This is a genomic window from Staphylococcus saprophyticus subsp. saprophyticus ATCC 15305 = NCTC 7292, assembly GCF_000010125.1.
GTDB classification, from domain to species: Bacteria; Bacillota; Bacilli; order Staphylococcales; family Staphylococcaceae; genus Staphylococcus; species Staphylococcus saprophyticus.
This window is the reverse complement of the sequence record NC_007350.1, coordinates 1,854,238-1,877,232: the sequence shown is the minus strand read 5'-3', so window position 1 is coordinate 1,877,232 and position 22,995 is coordinate 1,854,238. Positions and strand designations below refer to the sequence as shown.

The 22,995-nt window shown below is 32.9% G+C and carries 20 protein-coding genes; 14 read left to right on the top strand and 6 right to left on the bottom strand.

Annotated elements, in window-relative coordinates:
* The first annotated feature begins 261 nt into the window (after positions 1-261).
* Positions 262-2,871: an ATP-dependent chaperone ClpB gene (gene clpB / locus SSP_RS09045; protein ID WP_011303496.1), complete on the top strand. Its 2,610-nt coding sequence runs from the start codon at positions 262-264 to the stop codon at positions 2,869-2,871.
* 294 nt (positions 2,872-3,165) lie between these two features.
* On the opposite strand, the gene SSP_RS09040 is transcribed toward clpB, so the two are convergent.
* On the bottom strand, positions 3,166-3,360 hold the full coding sequence (locus SSP_RS09040) for a YjzD family protein (RefSeq protein ID WP_011303495.1): 195 nt from the start codon (positions 3,358-3,360) through the stop codon (positions 3,166-3,168).
* A 228-nt stretch (positions 3,361-3,588) separates the two neighbouring features.
* Between SSP_RS09040 and SSP_RS09035 the strand changes: the two genes are divergently transcribed.
* The 3 genes from SSP_RS09035 to SSP_RS09025 all read left to right on the top strand — a co-directional run bounded on the left by SSP_RS09035 (position 3,589) and on the right by SSP_RS09025 (position 7,326).
* Positions 3,589-4,530 (top strand): beta-ketoacyl-ACP synthase III, encoded by a 942-nt coding sequence (locus SSP_RS09035; RefSeq protein ID WP_011303494.1) that lies wholly within the window; start codon positions 3,589-3,591, stop codon positions 4,528-4,530.
* A gap of 11 nt (positions 4,531-4,541) precedes the next feature.
* A complete protein-coding gene (gene fabF / locus SSP_RS09030; RefSeq protein ID WP_002483774.1) occupies positions 4,542-5,786 on the top strand; it encodes a beta-ketoacyl-ACP synthase II in 1,245 nt (414 codons plus the stop codon).
* Positions 5,787-6,093: 307 nt separating this feature from the next.
* Positions 6,094-7,326: an MFS transporter gene (locus SSP_RS09025; RefSeq protein ID WP_011303493.1), complete on the top strand. Its 1,233-nt coding sequence runs from the start codon at positions 6,094-6,096 to the stop codon at positions 7,324-7,326.
* Positions 7,327-7,381: 55 nt separating this feature from the next.
* Here the strand turns inward: SSP_RS09025 and SSP_RS09020 are convergent, their stop codons facing one another.
* Positions 7,382-7,756, bottom strand: coding sequence for a DUF3899 domain-containing protein (locus SSP_RS09020; RefSeq protein ID WP_011303492.1), 375 nt, complete (start codon positions 7,754-7,756; stop codon positions 7,382-7,384).
* 246 nt (positions 7,757-8,002) lie between these two features.
* Here SSP_RS09020 and opp3b point away from each other — a divergent pair, with 246 nt between their 5' ends.
* From opp3b to SSP_RS08995, 5 genes are read left to right on the top strand one after another with little or no spacing between them, the layout of a single operon-like run.
* Complete coding sequence (opp3b, locus tag SSP_RS09015) at positions 8,003-8,929, top strand: oligopeptide ABC transporter permease (protein ID WP_011303491.1); 927 nt, start codon at positions 8,003-8,005, stop codon at positions 8,927-8,929.
* Positions 8,929-9,996 carry an oligopeptide ABC transporter permease gene (opp3C, locus tag SSP_RS09010; RefSeq protein ID WP_002483770.1) on the top strand — a complete coding sequence of 356 codons (1,068 nt, stop codon included), beginning with the start codon at positions 8,929-8,931 and terminating at the stop codon, positions 9,994-9,996. The genes opp3b and opp3C overlap by 1 nt, the downstream gene beginning before the upstream one ends.
* 18 nt (positions 9,997-10,014) lie before the next feature.
* On the top strand, positions 10,015-11,097 hold the full coding sequence (locus SSP_RS09005) for an ABC transporter ATP-binding protein (RefSeq protein WP_011303490.1): 1,083 nt from the start codon (positions 10,015-10,017) through the stop codon (positions 11,095-11,097).
* A complete protein-coding gene (locus tag SSP_RS09000; RefSeq protein WP_011303489.1) occupies positions 11,087-12,031 on the top strand; it encodes an ABC transporter ATP-binding protein in 945 nt (314 codons plus the stop codon). Before SSP_RS09005 ends, SSP_RS09000 begins: the two co-directional genes overlap by 11 nt.
* A gap of 20 nt (positions 12,032-12,051) precedes the next feature.
* Positions 12,052-13,704, top strand: a complete 1,653-nt coding sequence (locus tag SSP_RS08995) for a peptide ABC transporter substrate-binding protein (RefSeq protein WP_011303488.1) — start codon at positions 12,052-12,054, stop codon at positions 13,702-13,704.
* Between the two features lie 82 nt (positions 13,705-13,786).
* Here the strand turns inward: SSP_RS08995 and trpS are convergent, their stop codons facing one another.
* Entirely contained in the window at positions 13,787-14,776 is a 990-nt protein-coding gene (gene trpS, locus SSP_RS08990; protein ID WP_002483766.1) for a tryptophan--tRNA ligase, read from the bottom strand.
* A 303-nt stretch (positions 14,777-15,079) separates the two neighbouring features.
* On the opposite strand from trpS, the gene spxA reads away from it, so the two are divergent.
* The 5 genes from spxA (at position 15,080) to SSP_RS08965 (ending at position 20,543) form a co-directional block, all read left to right on the top strand.
* Complete coding sequence (gene spxA, locus SSP_RS08985; RefSeq protein ID WP_002483765.1) at positions 15,080-15,475, top strand: transcriptional regulator SpxA; 396 nt, start codon at positions 15,080-15,082, stop codon at positions 15,473-15,475.
* Positions 15,476-15,825: 350 nt separating this feature from the next.
* Positions 15,826-16,542 (top strand): adaptor protein MecA, encoded by a 717-nt coding sequence (mecA, locus tag SSP_RS08980; RefSeq protein ID WP_011303487.1) that lies wholly within the window; start codon positions 15,826-15,828, stop codon positions 16,540-16,542.
* Between the two features lie 207 nt (positions 16,543-16,749).
* Positions 16,750-17,748, top strand: coding sequence for a competence protein CoiA (locus SSP_RS08975; protein ID WP_011303486.1), 999 nt, complete (start codon positions 16,750-16,752; stop codon positions 17,746-17,748).
* A 51-nt stretch (positions 17,749-17,799) separates the two neighbouring features.
* A complete protein-coding gene (gene pepF, locus SSP_RS08970; protein WP_002483762.1) occupies positions 17,800-19,608 on the top strand; it encodes an oligoendopeptidase F in 1,809 nt (602 codons plus the stop codon).
* A gap of 320 nt (positions 19,609-19,928) precedes the next feature.
* Positions 19,929-20,543: an NAD(P)-dependent oxidoreductase gene (locus SSP_RS08965; RefSeq protein ID WP_011303485.1), complete on the top strand. Its 615-nt coding sequence runs from the start codon at positions 19,929-19,931 to the stop codon at positions 20,541-20,543.
* Positions 20,544-21,136: 593 nt separating this feature from the next.
* Here the strand turns inward: SSP_RS08965 and yjbH are convergent.
* The 3 genes from yjbH to SSP_RS08950 form a co-directional block, all read right to left on the bottom strand.
* The gene (gene yjbH / locus SSP_RS08960) at positions 21,137-21,925 is read right to left on the bottom strand and encodes a protease adaptor protein YjbH (RefSeq protein ID WP_011303484.1); all 789 of its coding nucleotides are present in this window, start codon (positions 21,923-21,925) and stop codon (positions 21,137-21,139) included.
* Between the two features lie 17 nt (positions 21,926-21,942).
* Positions 21,943-22,314 (bottom strand): truncated hemoglobin YjbI, encoded by a 372-nt coding sequence (locus SSP_RS08955; protein ID WP_002483759.1) that lies wholly within the window; start codon positions 22,312-22,314, stop codon positions 21,943-21,945.
* Between the two features lie 87 nt (positions 22,315-22,401).
* On the bottom strand, positions 22,402-22,986 hold the full coding sequence (locus SSP_RS08950) for a CYTH domain-containing protein (protein ID WP_011303483.1): 585 nt from the start codon (positions 22,984-22,986) through the stop codon (positions 22,402-22,404).
* Positions 22,987-22,995: the final 9 nt, after the last annotated feature.

The window sequence follows — 22,995 nt, the reverse complement described above, 5'->3', positions numbered from 1 at the left end:
TATTGAGTGTCATGAATATTCATATCTAAGGGGTGTTTATATATCATGTTTAAAATGAACAAAGTCATTGTTTAGAATATAAAAATTATGGGCAAAACATAGGTATATAAGGCATTACACGCAGCTAAAATAATTTAAAATTTATAGTCATATTGGTTGATAAAAGTGAACAATAGGATTATAATAAAATTAAGGTCAAAGAAAGTCAAAGTCAAACTTACTTTGTTCTTGATCAAAGACTAAATGGTGAGGTGAATCATTTTGGATATTAATCAAATGACCTATGCAGTTCAAGGTGCTTTGCAAAAAGCAATAGAGCTAGCAAAAGATAACGAAAATCAAAATATCGAAATAGAAGCAATATTAAAAGCAGCACTTGAAGAAAGTGAAAGTTTATTTAAAAGTGTATTGGAAAGAGCAAACATAGAGACCGAACTTTTAAATAAGGCTTACGATGAAAAATTGAAAAATTATCCTTCAGTACAAGGGGATAACGTACAATATGGTCAATATATTAGCCAGAAAGCAAATGAATTAATAAATAAAGCTGAAACGTATATGAATACTTATGAAGATGAGTATATTTCTATGGAACATATCATTTTAGCTGCAATGGACATAGATGATACAACAATTAAATTTGTCGATAATAAAAAAGAAGTTATTGTAGAAATCATTAAAAAAATTAGAGGAGGAAATCATGTGACGTCACAAAACCCAGAAGCAAATTATGAAGCTTTAGAAAAATATGGTAGAGATTTAGTTGAAGAAGTCCGTCAAGGTAATATGGATCCTGTCATTGGACGTGATGAAGAAATAAGAAATACTGTGAGAATCTTAAGTAGAAAGACTAAGAATAATCCAGTATTAATCGGTGAACCAGGTGTAGGTAAAACAGCAATTGTTGAAGGCCTTGCACAACGTATTGTGCGTAAAGACGTGCCTGAATCACTTTTAGATAAAACAATATTTGAATTAGATTTAAGTGCGCTTGTTGCAGGTGCAAAATATCGTGGTGAATTCGAAGAACGTTTAAAAGCAGTACTTAAAGAAGTGAAAGACTCAGACGGTAGAATTATATTATTTATAGATGAAATTCACATACTTGTTGGTGCAGGTAAAACAGAAGGCGCGATGGATGCAGGTAATATGCTAAAACCAATGCTTGCACGTGGCGAATTACACTGTATCGGTGCAACAACACTCAATGAATATAGAGAATATATTGAAAAAGACTCTGCATTAGAGCGTCGTTTCCAAAAAGTAAATGTGTCTGAGCCAGATGTAGAAGATACAATTTCCATTTTACGTGGACTGAAAGAACGTTATGAAGTTTATCATGGTGTACGTATTCAAGATAAAGCATTAGTAGCTGCGGCAGAACTATCAGATCGTTATATTACTGATCGCTTCTTACCGGATAAAGCGATTGATCTTGTGGACCAAGCGTGTGCAACGATTCGTACTGAAATGGGTTCAAATCCAACAGAGTTAGACCAAGTTAATCGTCGCGTCATGCAATTAGAAATTGAAGAAAGCGCATTGAAAAACGAATCAGATAACGCGAGTAAACAACGCTTACAAGAATTACAACAAGAATTGTCTAATGAAAAAGAAAAACAAAACGCAATTCAATCACGCGTAGAAGAAGAAAAAGGCAAAATTGCAAAACTACAAGAAAAACGTACTGAATTAGACGAAAGTAGAAAAGCCTTAGAAGATGCAGAAAACAATTATAATTTGGAAAAAGCGGCAGAATTACAACATGGTAAAATTCCTGAATTAGAAAAAGAATTACGCGAGTTAGAAGCTGCATTCCAAAATGAGCAAAATAGTGACAATGAGCGCATTATACGTGAGATTGTATCAGATGAAGAAATTGGTGATATTGTTAGTTCATGGACAGGTATCCCTGTTTCTAAACTTGTAGAAACAGAAAGAGAGAAATTATTAAATCTTTCAGACATTTTACACGAACGTGTCGTTGGTCAAGATAAAGCTGTAGATTTAGTTTCTGATGCTGTTGTCAGAGCGCGCGCTGGCATTAAAGATCCAAATAGACCAATAGGTAGTTTCTTGTTCTTAGGACCTACAGGTGTTGGTAAAACAGAATTAGCCAAATCCTTAGCGTCAACTTTATTTGATTCAGAAAAACATATGATACGAATTGATATGAGTGAGTACATGGAAAAACATTCAGTTTCCCGTTTAATTGGTGCACCTCCAGGCTATGTAGGTCACGATGAAGGTGGACAATTAACTGAAGCGGTTCGTCGTAATCCATATTCTGTTATATTATTAGATGAAATTGAAAAAGCACATTCAGACGTATTTAATGTATTGTTACAAATACTTGAAGAAGGTAGACTTACTGATTCTAAAGGTCGTGAAGTTGATTTTAAAAATACAATTATCATTATGACTAGTAACATTGGCTCACAAATCCTATTAGAAAACGTAAAAGATGCTGGTGTGATTACTGATGATACAGAAAAAGCTGTTATGAATAGCTTAAACCAATACTTTAAACCAGAAATTATTAACCGTATGGATGATATTGTATTATTTAAACCATTAACAATCAGTGATATGAGTTCTATAGTAGATAAAATATTAACTGAATTGAATATTAGATTAATGGCACAACGTATTTCAATTAATGTGTCAGATGAAGCTAAAGCGTGGTTAGGTGAAGAAGCATACGAACCACAATTCGGTGCAAGACCGTTGAAACGTTTTGTGCAAAGACAAATAGAAACACCACTTGCACGTAAAATGATTAGAGAAAATTTACCTGAAGACACAACAATAGACATCGACCTATCAGAAGATGGTTTAAGATTTACTGAAAACAAACCAGAAATCGATTAGTAAGTATAATTGAATTTAACAAAACGGTGTGGCGCAGAAACCTTAATTTTTACATTGGTTTCTGCGCCACTTTTTTAATTATAAAATCGGGGAACAAGATTGTAAGTTAATATATCATATCTCAACAAACCAATAAGTTTATTTTTTAATATTGAAAATAAAAAAACTGCCAACGTCAGTCAGAAGACTTTGTTGACAGTTTAAAGATTCTAGGACATAAATCAATGTTTCAAACTTTACATTTCATTAAAATGAGTCGTTCTTAAACATAAGCTAAACAATTATCCTAGTCATCTAATGTTGTTCGTTTGTATTATTATGTTTAGGTTTAATTACCAAATCAAATAAGATAATAATAATCGTAAATACAACAGCGCCCATGATTGGTGTAATGAGGTTCAGTGCACCGCCACCATTTAAGCTGTTAAGTACGAAATTAACCATTTGTAATAAGACAATAGACCAAAATAAAACTGCGAGGTATTTCATTATGTAATGCCTCCAATATCGTATATATATCTACATTATAAATAATAAAGTGTAGTTTGTATAGTAGGTTAGTAATAATTGTGGTTATACTTTGTGATAATGAGCTAAGTCATTTATAATTATTTGTGGAAAACACGCAATGAAATATGTATAGTTCTTGTATTTGAAATGTGTATTATGTTAAATTAATACCTGGTATTAAAATTAAATTTAAGAAGGTGTACAACCATGGACGTGGGTATTAAAGGTTTTGGTGCATACGCACCTGAAAAAGTTGTAGAAAATACCTATTTTGAATCATTTTTAGAAACATCAGACGAATGGATTTCTCAAATGACTGGTATTAAAGAACGTAGATGGGCTGGTGAAGACGAAGAAACTTCAGACATGGCTTATCAAGCTAGTTTAAAAGCAATTGAAGATGCAGGTATAGAAGCATCAGAAATAGATATGATTATTGTTGCGACATCAACAGGGGATTTTCCATTCCCAACAGTTGCCAATATATTACAAGAAAGATTAGGCATCGGCAAAGTTGCTTCTATGGATCAATTAGCCGCTTGTAGTGGTTTCATGTATTCAATGATAAATGCTAAACAATTTGTTCAATCTGGTGATTATAAAAATATTTTAGTAGTTGGAGTGGACAAATTATCTAAAATCACAGATTTTACAGACCGTTCAACAGCCATTTTATTTGGTGATGGAGCTGGAGCTGTAGTAATCGGTGAAGTATCTGAAGGTCGAGGTATCTTAAGTTATGAATTAGGTTCAGACGGCTCAGGTGCTAAGCATTTATATTTAAATCCAGAAAACGGAAAAATATTTATGAATGGCCGTGAAGTTTTTAAATTTGCTGTAAGAATTATGGGTGAAGCATCTAACAACGCAGTAGCAAAAGCTAATTTAACTGCAGATGATGTAGATATGTTTGTACCTCATCAAGCAAATATAAGAATTATGGAGTCAGCGAGAGAACGTTTAGGTATACCAAAAGAAAAAATGAGTGTATCTGTTGATCGCTTTGGTAATACTTCAGCAGCGTCAATCCCATTAAGTATAGGACAAGAGTTAGAAAATGGTAGGATTAAAGATGATGATGTCTTAGTGTTAGTAGGTTTTGGTGGCGGCTTAACATGGGGCGCTGTGACACTAAGATGGGGAAAATAGGAGGATAAATTATGAGCAAAGAACAACGTGTTGTTATTACAGGAATTGGCGCATTATCACCTATAGGAAATGATGCTAAGTCTACTTGGGACAATGCATTAAAAGGTGTAAGTGGTATAGATTCGATTACACGCATAGATACAACGGATTACAATGTCCATTTAGCTGGAGAGTTAAAAGACTTTGATATTGAAGAGCATATTCCTAAAAAAGAAGCGAGACGCATGGATCGCTTTACACAATATGCAGTTGTAGCTGCAAGAGAAGCCGTTAATGATGCTAAACTTGAAATTAATGATAGTACTGCGGATAAAATTGGCGTATGGATTGGTTCAGGTATTGGTGGTATGGAAACATTTGAAATTTCACATAGCCAATTATTAAATCGTGGACCAAGACGTGTGAGTCCGTTCTTCGTACCTATGCTGATCCCAGATATGGCGACAGGTCAAGTATCAATAGATTTAGGTGCTAAAGGGCCGAATGGTTCGACGGTTACTGCTTGTGCAACTGGTACGAACTCAATAGGTGAAGCATTCAAGATTATTCAACGTGGCGATGCAGATGCAATGATTACTGGTGGTACAGAAGCACCGATTACACATATGGCATTAGCTGGCTTTAGTGCGAGTCGTGCATTATCTACAAATGATGATAAAGAAACTGCATGTCGTCCTTTCCAAGAAGGTCGTGATGGATTTATCATGGGTGAAGGTGCAGGTATTGTCGTTTTAGAATCACTTGAATCAGCGAAAGCTCGTGGTGCGCAAATTTACGCTGAAGTCGTAGGTTATGGATCAACTGGTGACGCATATCATATAACAGCCCCAGCTCCAGAAGGTGAAGGCGGTTCACGTGCTATGCAAGCGGCAATAGATGATGCTGGTATTGAAGCGAAAGACATTCAATATTTAAATGCACATGGAACAAGCACTCCAGTAGGTGACTTAACTGAAATTCAAGCTATTAAGAATACTTTCGGTGAAGCGGCGAAATCATTGAAAGTAAGTTCAACTAAATCAATGACAGGTCATTTACTAGGGGCTACAGGTGGATTAGAAGCTATTTTCTCTGCACTTTCAATTAGAGATAGTCGTATTGCACCAACGATTCATGCTGATTCACCAGATCCTGAATGCGATTTAGATATCGTTCCAAACAAAGCAGAAGATTTAGATATTACCTATGCAATGAGTAATAGTTTAGGTTTTGGTGGACACAATGCTGTACTTGTATTGAAAAAATTTACTGATTAATGTAGATAAGTTATATTTTGAAAAGCAAGATCATCTCAATCGGATGATCTTGCTTTTTTTGTAAATATCGAACTTAAGAAAGTTAGAGAAATGATAACAATAATAGAGAGGCTTATAGTTTATTATAATAACTTTTTAACGGTTGAATATTTAAAATTCTTGTAAAACATAAAATTTATATTGTGAAATGTTTAGAAAAAGTTAAAATATAAAGTGAAGATAATTTTATATTTATAAAATGTCTATTCAAGACATACATTTAGTGTATAATGTAAATTATTAGATTATAAAGTGGGGTGTAATTAAGATGAAGCAATTTCTAACATTATCTACAACGTTGAAAACAAGAATGATAGCAGATTTCATCTTAATTATAGCGAGCCAAGCGATTTTACCCTTTATGGCATTATATTTAACGAGTAAAGTAAATGCTGTATTTGCTGGTACATTTTTAATTGCCAATATCATTGTAAGTTTTGTAGTGTCCTTCGTAGGTGGATATTTAGGAGACAATTATAATAGGAAGAAAGTAGTCAATTTAATACATTTTATCTACGCTGTGTGTCTGATTATTTTAAGTATTACGGTGACTATGGATGGTTTAGGTTTAATCATATTTTGTATAACGGTATTTATCTTTGAATTATTGTTTGCTGCGAGTGAACCTATTTTTGAAGCAGCAATTATGGATGCCATTTATGAAGAAGTTCGCGAGTACGTTTATCAATTAAATTATTGGATGTTTAATATTGGTACGGCGATTGGCATGGCATTAGGCGCGTTGTTATATTTAGGACATAAGCATTTATTATTTGTATTATTTTTCATTGCTATGCTGATAAGTTGGTATTTATTTGAAAAATATTATGACGTGGAGCAAGTTATTACTAAAAAAGAAGATCTAACCTCTAAATTTAAACATTTCGTAGATAGTTATCATGTTGTCATTAAGGATAAATACTATATGTTGCTTAATATTGGGTTTATGATGGTCATCATGGCTGAACTCAGTTTGAATTCTTATGTAGTTGTAAGACTAAAAGAAGCGTTTGAACCTTTACATTTTTTAGGCTTTTATATTGATGGTGTCCGAATGTTTACAGTAATTATGATCATCAATACACTTGTAGTGGCGACATTAACTTTTACGGTTAATAGAATTGTAGATAACACCTCAAAGAAAATTGTATTTATGATAGGTATTGTTTTATATACCGTTGGTTATAGTGTTTTGATGTCAGCTTCTGAATTTTGGATATTATGCTTATTTTCTATTATAGCTACATTAGGTGAATTGATTTATTCCCCAATTCAAAATGCGCAACGTTTCTTGATGATTCCTGAAGATAAACGAAGTACTTATAATACATTTGGGATGATTTCATTCTATGGAGGGAATATATTGGCACGTTTAGGATTAATAATTGGTGCGTTTATTCTGCCTTGGATGATGTCAGTATATGTAGCTGTTATAGTACTTTTAGGATTTATCCTCTTGTATTACGCATTATTTCATAACCCTAATATTGAAACAAAATAATGAAAAGACTGTATTCGTTTATTGTGAATCATCACAATAGCTGATACAGTCTTTTTTATATAATAAATGAAATGGCAATCGAAATAAGTAAATATAGCAAATTAAAAACAAAGCCCACTTTAATCCATGGATTTACAAAGTAGGATGATTTTTTGGCTTGTGTAGGTTTAAAAAAATCATCATTTTCTAGCGTATCTTTGTGTTTTTTATTCGTTAGCTGATACTTTAGTCTTCTAAAACCGTAACTCGTAGGATCTAATATACCTTCTTGAACAATGATTAAACTAAATAGGATAATCACAAATATAAAAGATACATAGAATATGATATTTAAATACTGAGTTAATTGATGTGAGGCAAAGAGCCAACATAAGAATGAAATCAATGGTGTAAATAATAGCCAAAATAGATAAGTGGTAAATTTCCTCATATTTATTGTCTCCTTTATTTAATAAATTTATTGTAACTTAAAATAACTAAAAAATGAATAATTTGCCTTATAAATTCTTTTATATCAACACTTTTAAAGAGAAAGAAAATTAAATAAAATTCATTTACTTTAATAAAGTAAAGCAAAACAATATTGATTAAAATATGAACTATAAGTATACTGTTATTAAATATTTCTGAATATTTCGAAGGGAATGTTTATTCTGAAATCAAAGGGGGATAAAAAATGCTTAAGTATGTTTTGAAGCGTTTAGGCTACATGATTTTATCACTGTTCATTATCATTTCGATAACATTTTTCTTAATGAAGCTGATGCCCGGTTCACCATTTAATGATGAAAAATTAAATGAAGAGCAAAAGCAGATTTTAAATGAAAAATATGGTCTCAATGATCCAGTACCAGTGCAGTATGTTAGTTATTTGAAGAATGTCGTTACGGGGGACTTTGGTAACTCATTCCAATATGATAACCAACCTGTATGGGAGTTAATTAAACCGAGGTTAGTTCCGTCGCTTGAGATGGGGTTAACGGCAATGGTGATAGGTGTAATTATAGGTTTGATACTAGGCGTTATTGCAGCAGTACGGCAAAATACTTGGGTTGATTATACAGCAACGGTCATCTCAGTTATTGCAGTTTCAGTACCATCGTTCGTGTTAGCGGTATTGTTACAATACGTATTTTCAGTTAGATTACAGTGGTTTCCAGTCGCAGGTTGGGAAGGTATATCGACAGCTGTACTACCTTCACTGGCATTGTCAGCAGCAGTATTAGCAACAGTTGCAAGATACATAAGAGCGGAAATGATAGAAGTTTTAAGTTCAGATTATATCTTGTTAGCACGTGCAAAAGGGAATTCAACGATGAGAGTGTTGTTTGGTCATGCATTAAGAAATGCATTAATCCCAGTCATCACAATTATTGTACCGATGTTAGCAAGTATATTAACGGGTACATTGACAATTGAAAATATATTCGGTGTGCCTGGTTTAGGGGATCAATTTGTACGTTCAATTACGACAAATGATTTCCCAGTAATTATGGCGACAACGATTTTATTCAGTACACTATTTATTGTTTCTATTTTCCTTGTAGATATTTTATATGGTGTGATTGATCCACGTATTCGTGTACAAGGAGGTAAAAAATAATGGCTGATAAAAGAGATGAAAAATACAATGATGACCATTCAAATGCAGTTATGACACATACCTCAGAAGCGATACCAGCTTCGGATTTTATTAGAAGTAAAAACGATTTAGAAAAAGAACCAGAAATGCAAAGAGAAAGTAAAAACTTTTGGCAAGACGCTTGGGCACAGCTTAAAAGAAACAAGCTTGCCGTCGTAGGGATGATAGGTTTAATCATCATTATCTTACTAGCATTGATTGGACCTTTATTAAGTTCTCATGATTATGCAGAGCAAGATGTAGAGAGACGTAACTTACCTGCAAAAATTCCTGTATTGGATCAAATTCCATTTTTACCTTTTGATGGTGAAGGAGCACAGGGCGTAGATGCATATAAAGAAGCAGGTGTGAAAGAAAACTTCTGGTTTGGTACAGACCAACTTGGAAGAGATTTATGGTCTAGAACTTGGCAAGGTGCACAAGTATCCTTATTCATTGGTGTTGTAGCAGCGTTACTAGATATATTCATAGGCGTTGTATATGGGGCAATATCCGGTTTCTTTGGGGGACGGATAGATAATGTCATGCAACGTATTATTGAAGTAGTTGCGTCTATACCTACACTAATTGTTGTTATTTTATTCGTACTAATATTTGAACCGTCTATTTGGACAATTATATTAGCCATGGCAATTACAGGATGGATTGGCATGAGTCGTGTGGTTCGTGGTGAATTCCTAAAGTTAAAAAACCAAGAATTTGTATTAGCATCTAAAACTTTGGGAGCATCTAAAATAAAATTAATATTCAAACATATTTTACCTAATACATTAGGTGTTATCGTAGTTACATCTATGTTTACAGTACCTAATGCAATATTCTTCGAGGCTTTCTTAAGTTTCATTGGTATTGGGGTACCAGCACCTAGAACATCATTAGGTTCTTTAGTGAATGAAGGTAGAGCCATGTTATTAATTCATCCGCATGAATTATTTATTCCAGCACTTGTATTAAGTTTATTAATCTTATTCTTCTATCTATTTAGTGATGGATTACGTGATGCATTTGATCCTAAAATGCGTAGATAACAAAAGGGGGCAACATATATGTCAGAAAGAGTATTGGAAGTTAGTAATTTGCATGTTTCCTTTGATATCGATGCAGGGGAAGTGCAAGCGGTAAGAGGCGTGGACTTCTTTATCAATAAAGGAGAAACCCTTGCAATTGTTGGTGAATCTGGTTCTGGGAAGTCAGTTACAACCAAAGCGATCACTAAGTTATTCCAAGGAGACGCTGGACGTATTAAAAAAGGTGAAATTAATTTTTTAGGGGAAGACTTAGCTAAAAAATCAGAGCAAGAATTAATCAAATTACGTGGAAAAGACATTTCAATGATTTTCCAAGATCCAATGACATCATTAAATCCAACAATGAAAATTGGGAAACAAGTCATGGAACCACTTATGAAACATAAGAATTACAGTAAAACAGAAGCTAAAAAAAGAGCGTTAGACATATTGAATTTAGTTGGGTTACCAAATGCAGATAAAAGATTTAATGCATATCCTCATCAATTTTCAGGCGGACAACGTCAAAGAATTGTTATCGCAACCGCGCTTGCTTGTGAACCTAAAGTGCTTATTGCAGATGAACCAACAACAGCGCTTGATGTAACAATGCAAGCTCAAATATTGGAATTAATGAAAGAACTACAAGATAAGATTAGTACCTCCATTATATTTATCACGCATGACTTAGGGGTCGTTGCGAATATTGCTGACCGAGTAGCGGTCATGTATGGAGGACAAATGGTAGAAACAGGGGATGTGGATGAAATATTTTATGATCCTAAACATCCATATACATGGGGATTATTATCATCTATGCCAGATTTGACAACTGGTACAGAGACTGAATTATTAGCTATTCCAGGTACACCACCCGACTTGTTACATCCACCTAAAGGTGATTCGTTTGCAGAAAGAAGTCAATTTGCTTTAGATATTGATTTTAAAACGCCACCGCCATGGTACCAAGTGTCACCAACACATTTTGCAAAATCTTGGTTATTAGATGAACGCGCACCACATGTGGAACCACCGGAAATGGTGAAAAAACGTTTGCGTAACATGCCAAATAATTTCGATAAGCCACAACAGGTAGAAAGGGTGTCGTTAGATGGAAAATAAAAATGAACTGTTATTACAAGTGAAAAATTTAAAACAGTATTTTAACGAAGGTAAACGCAATGAAGTAAGAGCAATTGAAAATATTTCATTTGACGTTTATAAAGGTGAAACTTTCGGCCTAGTTGGAGAATCTGGTTGTGGTAAATCAACGACAGGTAAAGCGATTATTAAACTAAATGATATTACTGATGGTGAAATTTTATATGAAGGTATAGATATTCAAAAAATTAAAAATCGTAAAGATTCATTGAAATTTAATAAAAAGATACAAATGATTTTTCAAGATCCATACGCATCGCTCAATCCAAGACTTAAAGTAATGGATATTGTGGCAGAGGGGATTGATATTCATAAACTTTCTACAGGTGTCAAAGATCGTAAAAGACGTGTCTACGATTTATTAGAAACTGTGGGACTAAGTAAAGAACACGCCAATCGTTATCCACATGAGTTCTCTGGAGGACAAAGACAACGTATTGGAATTGCACGTGCACTTGCCGTTGAACCTGAGTTTATTATTGCGGATGAACCTATTTCAGCATTAGACGTTTCAATACAAGCACAAGTTGTAAATTTATTACTTAAATTGCAAAAAGAACGAGGCATTACGTTTTTATTCATCGCTCATGACCTTTCCATGGTTAAATACATTTCGGACAGAATTGCAGTGATGCACTTTGGTAAAATTGTCGAAATTGGTAGTGCGGATGAAATTTATAATCATCCTATGCACCCTTATACGCAATCACTACTGTCGGCTGTACCTCAGCCAGACCCAGAAAGTGAACGTGTGAGAAAGAGAACACTTTTTAAAGAAGACGAGACTAAAAATGACCAACGTACATTGCATGAAATCAGACCGAATCATTTTGTATTTACAACAGATGACGAAGCGGAAGATTTGAAATCACATACACAAGAAGCATCTGTATAACATGGGAAAGGGGGATTACGATGAGAAAATTCAAATTATTTATTATTCTGATTGCACTATCGGTTGTATTAGCTGGTTGTGGTAGTGCGGAAGGGGTATATTCTGATAAAGGACAAGTTTTTAGGAAAGTACTGCCATCAGATATTTCAACATTAGATTCTGCATTAGCTACAGATACGGTGTCATTCGATATTTTCAATCAAATATACGAAGGCTTATATACATTAGATAAAGATGATAAAGCACAACCAGGGGTAGCAAAAGCAATGCCAAAAGAAAGTAATGGGGGAAAAACACTTACAATCAAGTTACGTAAAGATGCCAAGTGGTCAAATGGGGATCCAGTAACGGCACATGATTTTGAGTACGCTTGGAAACGTGTGGTGAATCCAGATACGGCATCTGAGTATGCTTATATCATGTATGATTTGAAAAATGCTGAAGCAATTAATATGGGTAAAAAGGATGTCGATGAGCTAGGTGTGAAAGCGGTTGATGACCATACATTAAAAGTTGAGTTAACAAAACCGATTCCATATATTAATGAAATGTTCGCATTTGGTACGTTTATGCCACTGAACGAAAAAGTAGTGAAGAAAAATGGTGACCAATATGGGACAACAGCAGCAAAAACAGTATTTAATGGGCCGTTCAAAGTGAAAGAATGGAAAGTAGAAGATAAGATACAACTTGTAAAAAACGAAGATTATTGGGATAAAAAGCAAGTACACTTAGATCGTGTAAACTATAAAGTATTAAAAGATCAGCAAGCTGGTGCCTCACTTTATGATACTGGTTCAGTTGATGATACGACGATTACAGCAGATCGAGTGGATAAATATGCTGACAACCCAGGCTTGAAAAAACGTTTATTAGCAAGTACATTCTACATTAAAATGAACCAAGATAATGTACCTGAATTTAAAAATAAAGACTTAAGACTGGCAATTGCACAATCTATTGATAAAGAAGGATATGTTAATTCAGTTAAAAACAATGGGTCAGAAGCAACAAATGGTTTCACTGCGAAACTAACAGCAGAGACACCTGATGCTAAAGATTTTTCTGAGTCTATTGATTCGCCATTAACTTATAATCCAAAAGCAGCTAAAAAACATTTTGAAAAAGCTAAAAAGGATTTAGGCGTTAAAAATATAACCTTTACGATGAACACTGAAGATACACCAGATGCTAAAATATCTGCTGAATATATTAAATCACAGGTGGAAAGCACTTTACCTGGTGTTACTTTGAAAATTAAACAATTACCATTTAAACAGCGTTTAAATCAAGAATCAACAGAAGCGTTTGAAGCTTCATTATCTGGTTGGGGTCCTGATTATCCTGATCCACTAACATTCTTAAATATTATGACAACAGGTAACTCTAATAATAATACAGCATGGAGTAGTAAGGAATACGATAAACTTGTTAAAGATGCTAACGGAAAACTATTGAAAAAACCTGAAGAACGTAATGCAGCTATGAAACAAGCTGAAGAATTAATGTTAAATGATGCCCCAGTTGCACCAATTTATCAAAAAGGGGAAGCGCATTTAACAAATCCACAAGTTAAAGGTTTGGTATATCATCAAATCGGTGGTGATACAACACTTAAAGATGTAACCATTGATAAAGATATCGATCCTAAAACTGGTAAAAAGAAAGACTAATAAAAAATTAAAAAGTAACATAAAAGGAGCATCCAACTTAATGGATGCTCCTTTTTAACTTGCGGGATTTGAGATAAGTAACTTATCTTTTACGACCTAAGCCCATTGCTTTTTCCATTTTTTTCAACGTTTTAAATGATACTTGTTGTGCTTTGTCTCTACCATTATCTAAAATAGTGTCAAGTTCTTCTGAATTTAAATAGTATTCATATTTTTCTTGGAAAGCAGTTAAGAAATCACTCACGATTTCTGCTAAGTCTGCTTTAAACACACCATAATTCGAATCTTTGTATTTTTCTTGAAGCGCATCAATTGATTCGTCAGTTAAACTTGAATAAATAGATAATAAATTAGAGATACCTGGTTTATTGTCGCGATCGAATTTAATAATACCATCTGAATCAGTTACAGCACTTTTTATTTTTTTAGCCGCAACGCTTGGTTGGTCTAGTAAAGAAATGAAGTTTTTTTGATTATCATCACTCTTACTCATTTTTTTCGTTGGATCTTGGAGACTCATTACGCGGCCGCCAACTTTAGGCATACGAATCTCAGGCTTAACTAAAATGTCGTTGTAGCGAGAATTAAATCTATCAACTAAGTTTCTTGTTAATTCCATGTGTTGCTTTTGGTCATCACCAACGGGCACGATATTTGTGTTGTATATAACGATATCCGCTGCCATTAAAGGAGGATATGTTAATAAGCCGGCAGGGACACCTTCCGTTTGTTTAACGGCTTTATCTTTAAACTGAGTCATACGTTCCAATTCACCGATAGAAGAAATGGTTGTTAACATCCAACTTGCCTGAACATGCGCTGGCACTTCTGATTGAATAAATAAAGTTGATTTTTCTGGATCGATGCCAGAAGCTAAATAAATTGCAGCTAGTTGTCTTGTTTGTTTACGTAATTTCAAACGATCTTGTGGTACCGTAATTGCATGCTGATCTACGATACAAAAGAAACAATTGTAATCGTCTTGAACTTCACCGAATTGTTTTAAAGCACCAATATAATTACCAATTGTAGGAATACCACTAGGCTGGATACCCGAAAATAATGTTTCCATATTACAATGCCTACTTTCTTAAATTTAATTTTTTACATAATAGGTTTATTATAACAGTATTTCAATCATTTGTAAGTTATGTTAGACTATAGACATATCAATATTTTTAATTGAATTTATTGAGAAATACTTTTAATTTAAAATTTTTGAAAAAATTAGAGAATTCTCATTTAATTTTAATGTTGAAAGGGTATACTTTCATTGTAAGGTTAAGGAAGGCGAAATTACTTAAGCAATTTCTTAATCAAATAAATATTGAAATCAAATGAATTTACATTCATGAAAAATAGGAGAGTGAGATGTATGGTAACATTATTTACTTCACCAAGTTGCACATCTTGCCGTAAAGCGAAAGCATGGTTACAAGAACATGACATTCCGTATACGGAGCGTAACATTTTTTCAGAACACTTAACAATCGACGAAATCAAACAAATTTTAAAAATGACTGAAGATGGTACAGATGAAATTATATCTACACGTTCTAAAACTTACCAAAAATTAAATGTGGATATCGACGCATTACCACTTCAAGATTTATATTCAATTATTCAAGATAATCCTGGTTTATTACGTCGCCCAATTATTTTAGACGAAAAACGTTTACAAGTTGGTTATAATGAAGACGAAATTAGACGTTTCTTACCAAGAAAAGTTCGTACGTTCCAATTGCAAGAAGCACAACGTATGGTTGACTAATTAATACATTAAATACATGAACTAGACGAGCCATAAAGCAATATTTAAGCATGTTGCTTTGTGGTTTTGTTATATTTTTAACATAACAAACAATTAGGTATGCACGTCAAATGATAAGGTGATATCATCTTATTGTTATGAGGTGGCTAGCTATTTGTGAATAAGTAATGACATGATTGCAACAGCACTTTCTTAGTTTAGTGCTGTTTTTTTGGCTAATTCAAAGGTATATGTTAATATTAGAGACCAAATAGGATTTAGTAAAAATTAATCAAACAAATCAATTGTAATTCTTACTACGTTCTAATACAATATGATTACTATTCATCGACTGTAAGGAGTGAGATGATATGAGAATAGAGCGCGTTGACGATACAACTGTTAAATTATTTATAACTTATAGTGATATTGAGGCTAGAGGATTTAAACGAGAAGATTTATGGACAAACCGCAAACGTGGAGAAGAATTCTTTTGGAATATGATGGAAGAAATCAATGAAGAAGAAGACTTTGTAGTAGAAGGCCCATTATGGATACAAGTGCATGCGTTTGAAAAAGGCGTTGAAGTTACGATATCTAAATCTAAAAATGAAGATCTTATTAATATGTCAGATGAAGACAATGAACAACTTGATTATCAGGTAAATGATTTATTGTCACAAACATTTGATCAAGATGATAGTTTAGAAGATTTATTTGATCAACGTCAACAACAAAAAGATAACAAGCAAAATCAAGATCAAAATGAGCGCAATCGTCAAAATACACGTACTGTGATTGTTAAATTCAATGATTTAGAAGAAGTTATTGAATATGCACACTATAATAATCAAGTGACAGATGAGTTCGAAGATTTATTATATAGTCTTAACAATGTATATTATTATGCTGTCCATTATGATGAAACAGTAGATCAAGAAACAATTAATGATAGTTATAGTCAATTACTTGAGTTCGCATATCCTACTGATAAATCAGAAGTGTATTTAAACGACTATGCCAAAATTATCATGAGTCATAATGTTGCATCACAAGTACGTCGTTATTTCCCAAACACAGAAGCATAAAATACAAGTCAAAATTGACGTATTTAATTTATAAAAGCACGTTAGATAACAAATGCATTATAAGATGTTGAAACCAGCTATGGGTCATTACCCTTAGCTGGTTTTTTTATAGAGCAATTGCGTTTTTAAATAAATAGGCAATATTTTAACTAGTAGTAGAAGTAATTTATTGATTAATAAGGTGTAATTATTATGAGGTGAAGAAACGTGTTGTTAGCGTATGACCATCATAAGCATTTAGTTTTTGCAAACCATGCTGTTAAAGATGCCGAATATACATGTCCACATTGTAAAAGTAAAATGATTTTAAAAAAAGGTGAAATAATCACACCACATTTTGCTCATTTAAAAGTAGCTTCTATTTTTTGTAGTAAAGGTGAAACTCAGGCACATTACTCACTTAAATATCAGCTTGCACTGAAATTGTCATGTATCGGTTATCATGTACAAATCGAGCCTTATATTGCTGGGATTTATCAATATCCTGATTTAATTATTGATAAAAAGATCGCCATAGAAATACAATTTTCAAAAATCACAATTTCTAGTGTGAAAAAACGTAGTAACGGTTTGTTACATATTGGTTATAGATTAATATGGATTATTCCAAACCCATATTACGATAAACTTAGGCATATTTTAATATTAACGAAGTACGAAAGAACTTTTATAGATTTTAAATCTAAACGCTTGCTCACTTGGGACAGTAGTAACAAGCAGTTATATATGTATCAAATTTATAATTTTATTGGTGGCAATCGCTATATTGCACATAAATTTAAACTGGAGATTAAAGATTTTGAATATGTGTTTAGTCAAATTGAAACTGAAGATTTTACGCGTGATATCAAATTAAACAAAAATACGATTCAGCAATATATAAATCGTTGTCGATGTACACGCTCTGTTAAAGAACCAAGTTTAAGCGTTATGTATAATTTAGGTCTATCTGATAATTGGGTAAGTACGTATTTAGGAATCATATATCCAGAACAATTATACATTCAATCCCATCCTATTTATTGGCAATTGCAATTATTATATTTACTTGTTAAAACACCGCAAAATTTAAACGAATTTAATGAAAAAATAATGCTTAATCACTTTTATAACATAGAAAATACAAAGGATGTCATAGTTAATGAGCTTATAAATAAATTCAGAAATTCTTACAGTAAAATGGAATACAATAACGTGCAAAATTAGGCCGGACGTGAGAAAATTAAAGTATTGAAAAACATAGGAGGTTTACTAAAAATGACACAACAATTAACAAGAGAAGAACAAGAACGTAAATATCCTGAATATACATGGGATTTAACAACTATATTTGAATCAGATGAAGCTTTTGAACAAGCTTTCAAAGAGGTTGAGGATAACCTCGGTCAAGAGCAACAATTTCAAGGACATTTAGGAGATAATGCTGAAACTTTATATAAAGCGTTAGCATTAGAAGATGAACTAGGTTCAAAATTAGAAAAAGTATATGTATATGCACATTTAAAACAAGACCAAGACACTGCAAATGATAAATATACAGGATACGAATCACGTGCACATCAATTAATTATAAAATTTAGTTCAGGTTGGAGTTTCTTAGTACCTGAAATCTTACAAATAGATGAAGAAACAATTCAATCATTCATTGAAGAAAATGATGATTTAAAACAATATGCATTTGATTTGAAATTAATTAATGAAAAACGTCCTCATGTATTAACTGCAGATAAAGAAAAGTTACTAACAGAAGCGCAAGATGCATTATCAACACCAGATAATGTATATGGTATGTTTAGTAACGCTGATTTAGAGTTTGAAGACGCTGTCGATAAGGATGGTAATACGCATTCACTCACTCAAGGTACATTTATTAAATGTTTAGAATCAGATGATCGCGTGTTACGTAAATCTGCATTCGAAAACTTATACAAAGCATACGGCGCATACAATAATACGCTAAGTGCTACATTGGCTGGAGAAGTTAAAAAGAATGTATTTAATGCAAGAACACATCATTATGAATCGGCAAGAGCAGCGGCGTTAAGTAATAACCATATACCAGAGACAGTATATGATAATTTGGTGAAAACAGTCCATGAATACTTACCATTGTTACATCGCTATACCAAATTACGTAAAGAGTTATTAGGTTTAGATGATATGAAAATGTATGATCTTTATACACCATTAGTTAAAGATGTGAAATTTGAAATGCCATATGAGGAAGCAAAAGACTGGATGGTAAAAGCGTTGCAACCAATGGGTGAAGAATATATGAAAGTAGTACATGAAGGCTTAAACAATCGCTGGGTTGATGTGTTTGAAAACAAAGGCAAACGTTCAGGCGGTTATTCTTCAGGTGCGCACTTAACCAACCCATTTATTCTCTTAAATTGGTCGAATACAGTTTCTGATTTATATACTTTAGTGCATGAATTTGGACATTCAGCGCATAGTTATTTTAGTCGTCAAAATCAGCCTTCTAATTCAAGTGATTATACGATTTTTGTTGCTGAAGTTGCGTCTACTTGTAATGAAGCTTTATTAAGTGACTATATGGATAAGCATTTAGACGATGAAAGAAGACTATTGTTACTAAATCAAGAGTTAGAACGTTTCCGTGCTACATTATTTAGACAAACAATGTTTGCAGAATTTGAACATAAAATTCACCAAATTGAAGAGGCGGGTGAGCCGTTAACAGCTAATCGTATGAACGAAGAGTATGCAGAATTAAACAGATTATACTTTGGCGATTCAGTTGAAACTGATGAAGATATTAGTAAAGAATGGTCTAGAATTCCTCATTTCTATATGAACTATTATGTGTATCAATATGCAACCGGATACAGTGCAGCACAAAGTTTAAGTCATCAAATATTAACTGAAGGACAACCTGCTGTTGATCGTTATATTAATGAATTCCTGAAAAAAGGTAGTTCAAATTATCCTATAGAAATATTGAAAAATGCTGGGGTAGATATGACAACACCAGAACCAATTGAACAAGCTTGTAAAGTCTTTGAACAAAAATTAGACGCTTTTGAAAAGCTAATGAAAGCTTAATGTGAATGTATTCGTTTACAATATGACAAGTTTGTGACAAACTAAAATTATTTAATTCAAATGGTTGAAAGGTCTATTTTAGCGTGTTATATTATAAACATGAAATTAATCACATAACAAACATACCCCTTTGTTTGAAGTGAAAAATTTCTCCCATCCCCTTTGTTTAGCGCCGTGTAATCAGACACGGCGTTTTTTATGCTCTCTTTTAAATAAATTTCCAAAATGCGTTTAAATGAATAACTATTCAATTGACTTTATTCCGAAAAAGCGTTATCCTAAACTTGTATCTAAAATAAATACAAGAAAGAAGTGTTTTCATGAAAATTGCAGTAGTAGCAGCAAATGGGAAAGCCGGTCAACTTATTACTAAGGAAGCGGTAGAAAGATCGCTAGATGTTACAGCAATTGTTAGAAGTGAGAATAAAACAGTTGCGCATCAAGTCATACAAAAAGATTTGTTTGATTTGACTAAAGAAGATATTGCACCTTTTGATGTCATTGTTGATGCATTTGGACAAATGAATAAAGATAAGTTGAATGAGCACAGTCAATCGCTAGAACATCTTAGTAATTTGGTTAGTGACAGTCAAAAACGACTCATTATTATAGGTGGCGCAGGTAGTTTATACGTAGATAAAGCACATACAGAAAGATTGATTGATTCTCCTGATATGCCAGAAGAAGTAAAACCTATTAGCATGGCGCAAGTCAAAACATTTGAAGAAATTAAAGAGCGTGATGATGTGCAATGGACTTTTGTGTGTCCAGCACCAGATTTTCAATTTGATGGTGAGAAAACAGGCGCTTATAAAGTGAGTGATGATGAAGTAATAGGTACACATGTAAGTTATGCAGATTTTGCTAAAGCAATTGTAGATGAGGCAATGAACCCTGAACATATTCAAAGTCGCTTTGCGGTATTTGCAAAGTAATTTTCAAAAAACAAAAAAGTAGTAAGTCATTCATAATAAAGCACTATCATAAATTGGACTGGTGAGCAAAAGCGCACTAGTCCATTTTTTATGAACATACTAAGTAGTGCAAATATCTCTGCAATTAAAAAGATGTCATCGTAATAAAGGAAAATAGTTTGACTATGAATAGCTTAATAACTAAATATTTGTAAGATTAAAGGACAAAATATAAGAATTCACGTTTTGTTTACATTAATATAATTTTCTAATGTATTAAGTAATCTTTTTACTATAGTGTCATCAGGACAATTTCAAGTTCTTATTTATGAATAGCGTGAAAATCAAGTGCATTTTAAATTGTATGTATTAATCGTTTCTACACGAAATCTTCACGTGCTGATATACAGAGAAATTGTATGAGTTAAGGACTATGGCTTGGTCTATATCTCTAGAGTAGCAAGTACAATCTAAATGGTGTAATGAATATAAAAAAAGAGGGCTAATCCATTTACATAGTGATTAGTCCTCTTTATTTGAACATGGGACTGTATGTCCCAACTTCATGTTTTTGAAATTAATACATTTATACTATATCGTACGTGTTAAAAAGATTAATTTTTTGCTTTCCAGAATTTGCCATCTGGTGATTTAAGTTTTTCAATTTTTTGCTGTAGTGCTAGCTTTTTAAGTTCTTTATTCATTAGTTTTTCCGGCCATTCATAAATCGTAAGTAGCTCTTCTTTGGTAACCAATTGTTGTTGTTGGATATAGTCTTCTAAACTTGGTGGTAATTCTTTTTCTATTGTTGAACCAATAAGCTCATTAATAATATATGTGTATATATGGTAAGGATATAAGCCTTCCACTTTTAAGCCTTCTTCGTGAACATCTTCATTAAAAAATACGAGAGAGGGCGCTTCCTCAATTTCCATTTCTCGAGCAATATGCAAGTCTACTTGTAAACTTTCTTTTAAGCAAGAACTATTTAAATCTTCTTTAAATACTTCGTAATCTAAACCTGCGTTACTGATACAACTATTTACCATTGATTCAGTAATAATATCACGCTTAGGAATAATTTCATTTTGAACGAGATGTATAAATCGTTCAGCACGAATACGTCCTTGAAGTTCCGCAGCCTTATAGGCTAATGCGATATTATCTAAATCAGAGGTGCTCTGAGCTTGGCATTTTGTTAAAACACGTAATGAAGGGTTCAATATATGTCTAATACTAATATATTGCTTATATTCAATACGTAATTTAGAAAGGATAGCCGATAGCTTAAAGCATTCCTTACTGAATGGATCGAAAAAGGAATAAATTTCTATCTTGCTCACAGGTGAAAGATTTGCATCTTCACGACTATTAGGTTGTATTAATCTTAATTCTTCAGTCATGTCTATTCCACCTACAATTAATTTTCGGAATTAACCATGTGATTTGCCGTTAAACGTAATCGTTCATATAAGTAATCACCAACACCAGCTGGAAATTGTGCATGCGCGATTGCATGTGCCATATTTTCAAGCCACGCATCTCGTTCGTGATTTGTGATTATGAAATCCATATGCCGTTTTTTTAGCATTGGGTGACCATGTTCCTGTGTATAAAGGTTTGGACCACCTAAAAATTGCGTCAAGAATTGCTTTTGTTTTCTACTCGTTTCTTCAAAATCCCCAGGAAACAAATGGTTAATTCTATCGTCGCGTTTAACTAAATAATAAAAATGATCAATCATCTTGTATAAGGCGTCATGTCCAATGATTTCATAAGGTGTTTGAGTCATAATATCACCGTATCCTGTTAATATATTACTAATATAACATGAATTTTTACATTTGGAAGTAATTCGACTTCTTGCTATTGTGCTTGATTAATTGCCAAATAAATTTGATTTACGTTTAAAAAATCTTTGGACTTTATTATCTGGTATTTCATGTTGCATATTAAATTGTTCAAGAATATTTTTAAATTGTTTGAACCCTTCATCGTAATCATCAACTTCAAATTCTAGTTCAAAATCTTCGAAATCAAGATAGCGACTTTTATCTAATACAAGTAAATTCCCATTAACTTCTTTTTCGAGTCGTTCTGTCGTTAATGCGCCAAGAATAACTAATTGATTTAAGTCAAAGTCCATTTTTTCAAGTTGTTCTATGATTTCAGCAGGCAACATTTGTGTCGTGATTGATTTGTTTAATTCAGGCACGACCCGAGTTTCAAAATTATATTCCATCAGACCAACTTCAGCAGGTATTTTTAAAGTCATCTCATTATAATCATCTTTCACACGAATTCTTAAGGCTGACTGGTGTGCCTTCAAGTCAAATTGTGGTGTATCAATATAGTAGTTGGTTTGACTAAAGGTACCGACATCCTGAAAATAGGTTTTATAAATGGATTGGTATTGTGATTGGGTTAATAATTGTTTAAATTCAATTTCATTATTCGTAGCCATGCATACACT

Excerpts from the sequence above, each read along its gene's own strand:
- SSP_RS08955 (WP_002483759.1), bottom strand. The coding sequence starts at position 22,314 with ATGACTCAAACACCTTATGAAATCATTGGACATGACGCCTTATACAAG.
- SSP_RS09020 (WP_011303492.1), bottom strand. The coding sequence starts at position 7,756 with ATGAGGAAATTTACCACTTATCTATTTTGGCTATTATTTACACCATTG.
- opp3b (WP_011303491.1), top strand. The coding sequence starts at position 8,003 with ATGCTTAAGTATGTTTTGAAGCGTTTAGGCTACATGATTTTATCACTG.
- SSP_RS08950 (WP_011303483.1), bottom strand. The coding sequence starts at position 22,986 with ATGGCTACGAATAATGAAATTGAATTTAAACAATTATTAACCCAATCA.
- fabF (WP_002483774.1), top strand. The coding sequence starts at position 4,542 with ATGAGCAAAGAACAACGTGTTGTTATTACAGGAATTGGCGCATTATCA.
- SSP_RS09040 (WP_011303495.1), bottom strand. The coding sequence starts at position 3,360 with ATGAAATACCTCGCAGTTTTATTTTGGTCTATTGTCTTATTACAAATG.
- spxA (WP_002483765.1), top strand. The coding sequence starts at position 15,080 with ATGGTAACATTATTTACTTCACCAAGTTGCACATCTTGCCGTAAAGCG.
- SSP_RS09000 (WP_011303489.1), top strand. The coding sequence starts at position 11,087 with ATGGAAAATAAAAATGAACTGTTATTACAAGTGAAAAATTTAAAACAG.
- trpS (WP_002483766.1), bottom strand. The coding sequence starts at position 14,776 with ATGGAAACATTATTTTCGGGTATCCAGCCTAGTGGTATTCCTACAATT.
- mecA (WP_011303487.1), top strand. The coding sequence starts at position 15,826 with ATGAGAATAGAGCGCGTTGACGATACAACTGTTAAATTATTTATAACT.
- SSP_RS08965 (WP_011303485.1), top strand. The coding sequence starts at position 19,929 with ATGAAAATTGCAGTAGTAGCAGCAAATGGGAAAGCCGGTCAACTTATT.
- SSP_RS09005 (WP_011303490.1), top strand. The coding sequence starts at position 10,015 with ATGTCAGAAAGAGTATTGGAAGTTAGTAATTTGCATGTTTCCTTTGAT.
- pepF (WP_002483762.1), top strand. The coding sequence starts at position 17,800 with ATGACACAACAATTAACAAGAGAAGAACAAGAACGTAAATATCCTGAA.
- SSP_RS09025 (WP_011303493.1), top strand. The coding sequence starts at position 6,094 with ATGAAGCAATTTCTAACATTATCTACAACGTTGAAAACAAGAATGATA.
- SSP_RS09035 (WP_011303494.1), top strand. The coding sequence starts at position 3,589 with ATGGACGTGGGTATTAAAGGTTTTGGTGCATACGCACCTGAAAAAGTT.
- yjbH (WP_011303484.1), bottom strand. The coding sequence starts at position 21,925 with ATGACTGAAGAATTAAGATTAATACAACCTAATAGTCGTGAAGATGCA.
- opp3C (WP_002483770.1), top strand. The coding sequence starts at position 8,929 with ATGGCTGATAAAAGAGATGAAAAATACAATGATGACCATTCAAATGCA.
- SSP_RS08995 (WP_011303488.1), top strand. The coding sequence starts at position 12,052 with ATGAGAAAATTCAAATTATTTATTATTCTGATTGCACTATCGGTTGTA.